The organism is Nocardioides sp. CPCC 206348, from assembly GCF_048654705.1.
Classification (GTDB): domain Bacteria; phylum Actinomycetota; class Actinomycetes; order Propionibacteriales; family Nocardioidaceae; genus Nocardioides.
This window is the reverse complement of the sequence record NZ_JBMCZA010000200.1, coordinates 11,388-12,110: the sequence shown is the minus strand read 5'-3', so window position 1 is coordinate 12,110 and position 723 is coordinate 11,388. Positions and strand designations below refer to the sequence as shown.

Here is a 723-nt window from a genome sequence, read left to right as displayed (position 1 = left end):
CGGGTCAAGGGTGCGTTCGCGCAGCCGACCCTGACGTTGCTCCACCAGCGGCAGGCGCCGGTGGTGATCACGATCTTCCGGGCGGCGTTCGGGCGGAACAACAAGCCGATCCCGACGGCCCGGCTGCACAGCCAGGTGGAGGAGCATCTCGCCGCGATCCGGGCGGCGGGGGAGAGCGACGTACCGGCTGGGAGCGGGCGGGACATCTGTCAGCGGTGGATGCGCGGGCAGTGGTTGGTGCGGTCCCTCGACGAGATCGGCAACGAGGTCTACACGTTGACCTCGCACGCCCAGCAGGCGCTCGAGCTGGTGAAGTCGATGACCCGCGACCGGGCGACGCTCAGTGAGCACCGGATCGCGACCATCCTCGGTACGGTGCGGCGGTTCAACGCCGAGGCAAACCCCGACCGCGGCGCCAGGGTCACCCTGCTCAACGAGGAGATCGCACGGCTCAAGGCCGAGCGGGACCGGTTGGTCGACGGAGCCGAGATGGTCAGCGCCACCGAGGAGTACATGCTCGAGGGGTACACCGAGCTCCTGTCCCTCATCTCCGCACTGCCCAGTGACTTTGCCCGCGTCGAGGAGCGGTTCGCGACCATCCGCGGCGAGATCCTTGCCGCGTTCCGGGCTGAGGACCGGCCCGCCGGTGAGGTCATCGACGACTACCTCGCCCGCGCCGACGCGCTGATGACCGCCACCCACGAAGGGCGGGCGTTCGAGGGG

At 69.7% G+C, this 723-nt stretch carries 1 protein-coding gene; it reads left to right on the top strand.

The features are described from left to right. Window positions 1–723 (top strand): DUF3375 family protein (locus tag ACOADB_RS19395; protein ID WP_378602191.1); only part of this gene is annotated, 723 nt, incomplete at both ends.